This is a genomic window from Rhodopseudomonas sp. BR0C11, from assembly GCF_010820945.1.
Lineage (GTDB): Bacteria > Pseudomonadota > Alphaproteobacteria > Rhizobiales > Xanthobacteraceae > Rhodopseudomonas > Rhodopseudomonas palustris_H.
Map to the genome: position 1 here is coordinate 1 of NZ_QTKI01000203.1, position 8,430 is coordinate 8,430.

Genomic DNA, 8,430 nt, shown 5'->3' on the forward strand with positions numbered 1-8,430 from the left:
GTTGCGGCAGCGGCTCGAACGGTACGACGCCTATTGGTACCAGCACCATCGGCAGCGCGTGCTGCCGGTGCTCCGGGTCGGCTTCGACGATCCGGCCTCGACCTGGTTCCACCTCGATCCCGCGACCGGTGAGCTGCTCGGGCGCAGCGACACCAGCGCGCGGAGCTATCGGTGGCTGTTCAACGCGCCACACAGCTTCGACTTCCCGGTGCTGCTGGCGTATCGGCCGGCCTGGGATCTGGTGGTGATCGTGTTGTCTCTCGCCGGCCTGGTGATCTCGGTCAGCGGCGTGGTGATCGGCTGGCGGCGGCTGGTGCGCTGAACGCTACACCGCCTGCGGCCGGGCGCCACGCACCGGTGGCAGCGACGTCACGTCGGCGAGCAGCAGCTTGCGGTCGGTGACGGCGTTGTGGAACTGCTCCAGCGCGATGCTGAACGCGGTCAGCGCCGCGCTGTCGATCGCGCCGTTCTCGTAGGCCGTCAGCGTGTCGCGCAGGATCGCGTCGGCCTCGGTCTGCATCGCGTCGAGTTCTTCGGCCGAACTGCAGCGCCGCGCGGTCGCCAGCATGTCGAGCAGCCGCTCGCGCTGAGACGCCGTGCTGGTGCGCTCATCCTTGCGCAGGAAACTGGCGAACCACGCACCGGCCGACCCCATCAGCGACAATCCCATCAGCGAGAACCAGATCAGGTCGCTGTAGCGATCGAGGAAGCTCTTCTCTTCGCCGTCCACATAGGCGGCGGCGCCCGGCTGCACCGGAATCACCGCATCCTTGTCGGTGTCGGGCGTTTCGATCTTCGCGGCGAGCGGCACTTCGCCCATCACGATCTGGCGGGCGGTGAACAATTGCTCGGTGAAGGTCGCGATCGTGGTGTCGGAGGCGCCTTCGCGCGCCACGATGTAGTGCGAGAAGCTGACGGTCTTGATCTCGTTGTCCGGCCGCGCCGGTGCGCCGCCGAACGCGCCGGCCGGAATCGACGCTGCCTCATAGGACGGGTGATTGGCTGCCAGCGCTTCGGAGGATTCGATCGACAGGAACACCGGTTCGCGCCCGGTGTGGGCGGTTGCCGCCACCGCATCGCCGATGATCTTGCTGTTGAGCGGACCGGCGGCCAGCAGTGCATCCACCTTGCCGGTGCGGACCGCGTCGGCGACTTCGGCCACCGGTACCGCCAGCGTCTGCACTTTCGACGGATCGACGCCGTATTGCTGCAGGATCACGGTGAGCAGACCGGCGTTGGCTTCGGTGCGGCCGACGACGCCGACCCGCTTGCCGGTCAGATCGGTGATGGCGGCGATGCCCGCGGTCTTGCTGCCCTTGCGTTTGCCTTTCGGCTCGGTGCTGGCAGGCGCCCACAGCACCGCGACGTTTTTATGCAGAACCGCCACCGACTGGGCCTGCTTCGGAACCGGCAGGTCGCCGCGGATCACCGCGAGATCGACCGTGCCCGACTTCAACGCCAAAGCGCTCGCGGCCGGACCGTCGGTCACCACCGGCCGCAACCGAACGGTATTGCGCTCGCGCGCAAACACTTGAGCGAGCGCCTGGATCAGCTTGTAATCGTCGCCGGCCTGCGGCCCGACTGCGATCTTCAGGGTGACGGGCCGCATCGCGAAGTAATAACCCGCGCTGGCGATCCCGATCAGCGACAGGATCGTCGCCAGCACGACCAACAGCATCCGGCGCCAGGGCGAGCGCAAAGACGGCTGCAGCATCGTCTCCATGGAGTCGGAACCGTCCGCCAGCCGTGACAATCGCTGCGTGCTGCTCATCCGTGATCCGAACCCGTCCCGTTCAGCAGTTCCCAGCGGATGCGGTTCCGCCGCCTGCTGCTTCGCTAGCCGAGCGGTTTGGCTGCATTATGGTGGCGCTGTGGCGACGGGCACTGGGAGACAGACGGCATGAAGCGATTATCTGAGGTGGAACGGCGGACTGCGCTCGCGGATCTCACCGGCTGGCGCGAGGTGGAAGGCCGCGAGGCAATCAGCCGCAGCTATCAGTTTCGGGACTTTGGCGAAGCGTTCGGTTTCATGACGCGGGTCGCGCTGGTCGCCGAAAAGGCCGATCATCACCCCGAATGGCGCAACGTTTACAGGACGGTGGACGTTGTGCTGACGACTCATGATGCGGGCGGCGTCACCGAGCGTGACATCCGGCTTGCCAAGGCGATGGACGCGATCGCCGCTCAGTGCGGCGCGAAGTGACGGCGCAGTCTTGCGAGCACGCCGGCAGATCACCAAATCCGGCGGGACCAATCAATTGTTCCGCCGCGCGCGCGGGAGTGCTTCGATGACGACTGATCACAGCGTGGGGTTCGAACCTGCCGACCGCTTGGCGCAAGATCCGGAACAGGTGCGCCGGCGGTTCTGGCGCAAGATCAAAAGCGTCGCGGTCCGGCTGCCGTTCGTCGAAGACATTCTGGCCGCGTATTACTGCGCATTCGACCGGCAGACGCCGCGGCACGTCCAGATCGCGCTGCTCGGTGCGATCGCTTACTTCATCCTGCCGTTCGATTTCCTGCCCGATTTCCTGCCGGTGCTGGGCTTCACCGACGACGCCGCGATCCTCGCCACCGCGCTGCGGATGGTCGCAAGCAACATCACGCCGGAACATCGCGAAGCCGCGCGCGCCGCGATGCAGCGCGGGCTGGAAGAAGAAGCGTAACGGCGCCCCTGCGAATTGCTTTAAGCCGGCTCGAGCATCCGCGCCAAAACCCGCGTGGCGAGTGCGGCACGCTGCGCCATCGCGTCCGTGCTGATCGGCGGCTCGCCGAGCAGGGCCTGCAGCGGCGCGATCCCGATCAGCACTGAGAAGAACACGCTGATCAGCGTCGAGACCTCACCGCAGCGGATGATGCCGCGGTCCGCAGCTTGCTCGAAGAATCGGGTCGCGGCCTGCGTCACCGGCGCCCGGCCGCTGGCTTCCAGCTCGCGCGCGACCGAACCGCCGCCGCGTCCCGCTTCGGCGATCGCCAGCCGATACATCGCAGTCCGCTCGGGATGTAAGAGCTCGCTGAGGAAGATCCGGCCGAATTGCTCGAGCACGACGAGAAATTGCTGCCGGTTTTGCGGCTCCGGGAGCTCCGGCGACGGCTGCATCTTGGCGGCGCCATAGCGGATCAGCGCCGTCAGGATCTCCTGCTTGCTGGCGAAGAACTCGTACAGCGTCCGCTTCGAGGTGCGAGCCCGGCGGACGATCTCGGCGGTGGTGGCCGCCTCGAACCCCTTCTCGACGAAGACATCGAAGGCGGCCTGCAGGATCGCGGCGCGGCGCGCGTCGTCCGCGGGTTGTTGTTGTTTTTCCATTGCTTAGCGATCTGTCCGGGTGGCGCACAGATTCCGGTACCATTCGGTACCAGACGTGATAGGTTCTGGTACCGAAAGGTACCGCAAGCCGGGCCGACGTCAAAGCCGGTGTTTGGCGGCCCTGAGCCCCGGAGGCAGCATGAAGACCTTCCTGACGGTGAAACTGGTTCTGGTTCCGTTTGCGGTGTTCTGGGCGTTGCTGGCGCTGCATCAGCCGGCCATGGCGATGTGGTCAGGTCTCGCACTGTCGCTCGCGGGCAATGCCTGGCGGGCCTATCGGCGCGAACTGTTCGGGCTCGAAGCCGGCGGCCTGGTGCTGTTTACGGGCCTCGCGACCCTGCACCTGATCGATCCGGCGACCGCGGCCGCCAATGCACTGTGGCTGTCGTTTGCGGGGCTGGCAGCGGTCAGCGCGCTCAGCCTGGCGGCCCGACGGCCGTGGACGTCGGACTATTCGCGCGCCGCACATCCGGACAACGCCGAGACGCCGCAGTTCTTCCTGGTCAACGCCGCGATCACCGGTCTCTGGGCGGTGCTGTTCGCCGCGATCGCCGCCTGCCGTTATGTCGCCGCGCCAGGCGAGGTGATCACCGCGATCGTCAGCGTCGGCGCGCTGATCTCGATCTTCGGACCGAAGCTGGCCATTCACCTGATCCTGAACCGGATGGCGGCGTCGCGGGAAAGCTATCGCTGGCCGGCACCATCGTTCACGCCGTCCGAGGGGCAGGACTGCGACGTCGTGATCATCGGGTCGGGCATCGGCGGCCTGACGGCGGCGGCGCTGCTCGCCGACGCCGGGCTGAAAGTGCAAGTATTCGAGCAGCACGTCGTCGCCGGCGGCTATTGCCATACCTACTTGCGCAAAGCGCATCATCAGGGCCGGCCGGTGCTGTACCGGTTCGACGCCGGCCCGCACGATTTCTCCGGCGTCCAGCCGGGCGGGCCATTCGCCACGCTGCTGCAGCGCCTCGGCGTCGCCGATCGCATCATTTGGGAGCGGGTGACGCACAGTTTCCACACTGAGGCCGGTGCGATCGACGTGCCGCCGGATTGGCGCGACTACGTCAGGCTGCTCGGCGAGCGGTTTCCCGGCAGCGCCAGCGGGCTCACGGCGCTGTTCAACGAGATCAAGGCGATCTTCGACGACATGTTTGCGACCGCCGCCGGCCGCGGCGGCGTACCCGGGATGCCGTCGAGCATCGATGAACTGCTGGCGTTTCCGCGCAATCACCCGCACGCCTATCGCTGGATGAACAGGCCGTTCGCCGACCTGGTCGCGACGCATGTCCAGGATCCCGCGGCGGTGGCGTTCATCAACGGCCTCGCCGGCTATATCGGTGATGGCAGCGAGCCGCCGACCTGTGCCCGGATGGTGCCGATCTTCGGCTATTACTTCCACGGTGGCTACTATCCGCGCGGCGGCTCGAGCGCGGTCTCCGACGCGCTGGTCGCGGCGATCGAGGCGCGCGGCGGCGAGGTGAAGCTCAAGACGCCGGTGGCGCGCATCCTGATCGAGAATGACGCGGCTGCCGGCGTGGTGCTCGGCAGCGGCAGGGCGGTGCGGGCCCGCGCGGTGATCTCCAACGCCGACCTCAAGCACACACTACTCGACCTGGTCCCGGCCGAGGCGCTGCCACGGGGCGCCCGCCGCTGGATCACCGAAGCGGCGCCGGCGAACTCCTGCTTCAGCGTGCATCTCGGGCTCGACTGCGTGCCGGACATCCGCCCATCGGTGCATCTGCACGCGCCGATGCGGATCGGGCTGGCGATGATGTCGAAGCTCGACCCGACGGCCGCGCCGGCCGGACACTCGATCCTGTCGCTAATTCATCTGGTGCCGCACGCGGAGGCGAAAAGCTGGTTTCCGCCTGAGCCCGAACATGACTGGAAATCCTGGCGGCGATCGGAGGCGTATCTGCGCCGCAAGCAGGAACTCGGCGACCGCATGATCGCGGCGGCCGGAACCGTGATCCCGAACCTGTCGCAGCACATCGTCTACCGCACCGATGCCAGCCCGGTGACCTACGCGCGCTACGACGGAGCGAGCTTCGGCTCGATCTACGGCATGTCGCGCGCCGGCCAGCTCAAAGGCTCGAAATCGCCGCTGCGCAATTTGGTGATCGCCGGCGGCGGCAATATCGGCGCCGGCATCGAGGCCGTGGTGATATCGGGCGCCGAAGCCGCCGAAGCGCTGCTGCCCGGCCTGCTGGCGCGCACGCGACCGGTCACAAGCGAGCCCGCCGCGGCTACGACGCCGGAGTTGATACCGGCGTAACGCGATCACTCCTAGGGCGGGTTACGCGCTGCGCGCTAACCCACCCTAGGGTTCAGCATTCTCACGGATGCAGGATCACCTTACCCATCGCCTGACGGCCGGCGAGCACCTTCAGCGCGTCGGCGGTTTGGGCGAGCGGGAAGGTGCGATCGACGTGCGAGGAGATCTTGCCCTCGGCCGCCCACTGCACCAGCTTCTCGAGATTGGCGCGGTTCTTTTCCGGATTGAGCCGCGTCCACGCGCCCCAGAACACGCCGCGGATATCGCAGCCCTTCAGTAGCGCGAGGTTGAGCGGCATCTTCGGAATGTCGCCGGCCGCAAAGCCGATCACCAGGAAGCGGCCTTCCCAGGCGATCGAGCGCAACGCGGCCTCGGCGTACGTTCCGCCGACCGGATCGAAGATGATGTCGACGCCCTTGCCGCCGGTCAGCTTCTTCAGACCCTCTTTCAGATCTTCGGTCGCGTAGTTCAGCGTCAGCTCGGCGCCGTGCTGCTTGGCGAACGCCAGCTTCTCCTCCGACGAGGCACAGGCGATCACTTTGAGGCCCATCAGCTTGCCGAGTTCGCACGCCGCGAGGCCGGTGCCGCCGGCAGCGCCGAGCACCGCGAGCGTCTCGCCCGGTTTCGGGCTGGCGCGGTCCTCCAGCGCATGCAGCGCGGTGCCGTAGATGATGATGATGCCGGCAGCGCGATCGAAATCGAGATTGTCGGGAATCTTGACGATCATCTGCGCCGGCAGCGCGATCTTCTCGCGCGCGCCGTTGTGACCGCACGACGCCACCACTCGATCGCCGACCTTGAGGTCGGTGACGCCTTCGCCGACGCTTTCGATCACGCCCGCGACTTCCGCGCCCGGCGAGAACGGGAACGGCGGCTTGATCTGGTACTTGCCCTGGATCATCAGGATGTCGAAGAAATTCAGCGCCGCCGCCTTGATCGCGATCACCGCTTCACCGGGGCCGGCGACCGGATCGGGCACGTCGGCGTAAACGAGATCGTCGGGACCGCAATATTGCTGGCAGAGAATGGCCTTCATGTATCCACCCAGGTGCGAGGTTTGTGATTGCCTGCCGTTCTGCCGGATTTGCACGCGAGGGACAATCGGATTCGGCCAGTCGTGCCGTCGCCTCACACACGTCGTCATGCCCGGACTTGATCCGGGCATCCATCACTCTTCATAACAAACGCGATCGAAGTTCTTGCGCGATTGATGGATTGCCGGGTCAAGCCCGGCAATGACGAGTTCATAGGTCCGCACGAATTCCGCTTCGCGGTTAATCAAGGAGGTGCGCGATGTTCGAGGCTGGGCTGCTCGCGAACAAACGGATTCTGATTACCGGCGGCGGTTCCGGGCTCGGTGCTGCGATGGCGGCACGCTTTGCCGAACTCGGTGCGTCGCTGGTGCTGTGCGGACGGCGCGCCGAGGTGCTGCAAGAAACTGCAGAGCAACTCCGGTCACGCGGCAGCCAAGTCGACACCATCGTGTGCGACGTGCGCGATCCGCAAGCGGTCGAAACCATGCTCGACGAGATCTGGCGCTCGGCGCCGCTCGACGTGCTGATCAACAATGCCGCCGCGACCTTTATCGCGCAGACCGAGCGAATGTCGGCGCGCGCCGCGGATGCCATCCTGGCACCGACGCTGCACGGCGCGATGTACTGCACGCTCGGCGCCGGGCGGCGCTGGATCGACGGCGGCCGCGCGGGCGTCGTGCTCAGCATCCTGTCGACCTCGACGATCACCGGCCGCGCCTTCACGGTGCCGTCCGCGATGGCGAAGTCGGCGGTGCTGGCGATGACCAAGAGCCTCGCGGTGGAGTGGGGGCCGAAACAGATCCGCCTGGTGGCGATCGCGCCCGGTGCCTTTCCGACCGCGGGTGCGACCGCGCAGCTCAGGCCGAACGGACGCGCCGCCGATCCGGCGATCTCCGATCAGGCCGGCTACATCACCGGCGAAATGGTGGTGCAGGACGGCGGCACCCATCTGCGCAGCTCCGGCGCCGAGGACCTGCTGCAATGGAGCGATCAGCAATGGGCCGCGCACCGGGCCGGACGCACCAAATCCTGAAGGTACGCCAGATACATGCCGAGGCCACATCGGCGGTGAGCAACGCCCGTTGACGGCTTTCCAGAATCGACCGTCCCGGCTATTCCGGGCGTCGTGATCAGCGGACCCCCGCGAGCCATTTTGCAGTCACAATGATGAGGGACCAGACTTGCCCATGATCATGAGGCGAATGCTGATTGCCGCGTTGGCGGGTTCATTGATGGTGGCGGCGGGCAACGCTGCGGTCGCGCGCGAAGCCAAGGGCAAACCGGCCGCGACGCCGGCGGCTGCCTCGGGCGGCGCGGAGCCGACGCTGATCGGCCAGTTCGGCAGCTGGGGCGCCTATACGGCGGCGCCCGGCGGCAAGAAGGTGTGCTTCGCGCTGGCCAAGCCGTCCTCCTCCAAGACCACTCCGCCGAACCGGCCGCGCGATCCGGCCTACGCGTTCATCTCGACCCGGCCGTCCGAAAAGGTGGTCAACGAGGTCTCGGTGATGGTCGGCTATCCGCTGAAGCCGGGCTCGGAATCGGCCATCGAAGTCGCCGGCAGCTCGTTCGCAATGTACACCCAGGGCGACGGCATCTGGATCAAGAACGCCGCCGAGGAAGAACGCCTGGTCGAGGCGATGCGCCGCGGCGCCGAAATCACCGTCAAGGGGGTCTCGGCCAAGGGAACCGCCAGCACCGACGTGTTTTCGCTGAAGGGGCTGGCCCAGGCGCTCGACAAGGTGGCGCAGGCCTGCGGCAGCTGAGAGCCCGCCCCGCGGGCCGCCGCTATTGAGGCCGGCCGCCCCGTTCGGTAAAGC

The 8,430-nt window shown here is 66.9% G+C and carries 8 protein-coding genes and 1 pseudogene; 6 read left to right on the plus strand and 3 right to left on the minus strand.

What is annotated here, in order from left to right; all coding sequences use genetic code 11:
• A pseudogene (locus DYI24_RS15860) lies at window positions 1-322 on the plus strand (PepSY domain-containing protein); the annotation flags it as partial.
• Window positions 323-325: 3 nt separating this feature from the next.
• On the opposite strand, the gene DYI24_RS15865 reads toward DYI24_RS15860, so the two are convergent.
• A complete protein-coding gene (locus DYI24_RS15865) occupies window positions 326-1,771 on the minus strand; it encodes a TAXI family TRAP transporter solute-binding subunit (RefSeq protein ID WP_164572973.1) in 1,446 nt (481 codons plus the stop codon).
• Window positions 1,772-1,900: 129 nt separating this feature from the next.
• On the opposite strand from DYI24_RS15865, the gene DYI24_RS15870 reads away from it, so the two are divergent.
• Both DYI24_RS15870 and DYI24_RS15875 read left to right on the plus strand, forming a co-directional pair.
• The gene (locus DYI24_RS15870) at window positions 1,901-2,203 is read left to right on the plus strand and encodes a 4a-hydroxytetrahydrobiopterin dehydratase (RefSeq protein ID WP_164572974.1); all 303 of its coding nucleotides are present in this window, start codon (window positions 1,901-1,903) and stop codon (window positions 2,201-2,203) included.
• Window positions 2,204-2,288: 85 nt separating this feature from the next.
• The gene (locus DYI24_RS15875) at window positions 2,289-2,663 is read left to right on the plus strand and encodes a YkvA family protein (RefSeq protein ID WP_164572975.1); all 375 of its coding nucleotides are present in this window, start codon (window positions 2,289-2,291) and stop codon (window positions 2,661-2,663) included.
• Window positions 2,664-2,683: 20 nt separating this feature from the next.
• Here DYI24_RS15875 and DYI24_RS15880 read toward each other — a convergent pair whose 3' ends face one another.
• Window positions 2,684-3,304, minus strand: a complete 621-nt coding sequence (locus tag DYI24_RS15880) for a TetR/AcrR family transcriptional regulator (protein WP_164572976.1) — start codon at window positions 3,302-3,304, stop codon at window positions 2,684-2,686.
• Between the two features lie 139 nt (window positions 3,305-3,443).
• Here DYI24_RS15880 and DYI24_RS15885 point away from each other — a divergent pair, with 139 nt between their 5' ends.
• Window positions 3,444-5,579, plus strand: a complete 2,136-nt coding sequence (locus DYI24_RS15885) for a phytoene desaturase family protein (protein ID WP_164572977.1) — start codon at window positions 3,444-3,446, stop codon at window positions 5,577-5,579.
• 61 nt (window positions 5,580-5,640) lie between these two features.
• On the opposite strand, the gene DYI24_RS15890 is transcribed toward DYI24_RS15885, so the two are convergent.
• Entirely contained in the window at window positions 5,641-6,615 is a 975-nt protein-coding gene (locus DYI24_RS15890; RefSeq protein WP_107342626.1) for an NADPH:quinone oxidoreductase family protein, read from the minus strand.
• 257 nt (window positions 6,616-6,872) lie between these two features.
• Between DYI24_RS15890 and DYI24_RS15895 the strand changes: the two genes are divergently transcribed.
• Both DYI24_RS15895 and DYI24_RS15900 read left to right on the plus strand, forming a co-directional pair.
• Window positions 6,873-7,646, plus strand: a complete 774-nt coding sequence (locus tag DYI24_RS15895; protein WP_164572978.1) for an SDR family NAD(P)-dependent oxidoreductase — start codon at window positions 6,873-6,875, stop codon at window positions 7,644-7,646.
• A gap of 199 nt (window positions 7,647-7,845) precedes the next feature.
• The gene (locus tag DYI24_RS15900; protein ID WP_502706349.1) at window positions 7,846-8,376 is read left to right on the plus strand and encodes an invasion associated locus B family protein; all 531 of its coding nucleotides are present in this window, start codon (window positions 7,846-7,848) and stop codon (window positions 8,374-8,376) included.
• Window positions 8,377-8,430 lie beyond the last annotated feature (54 nt).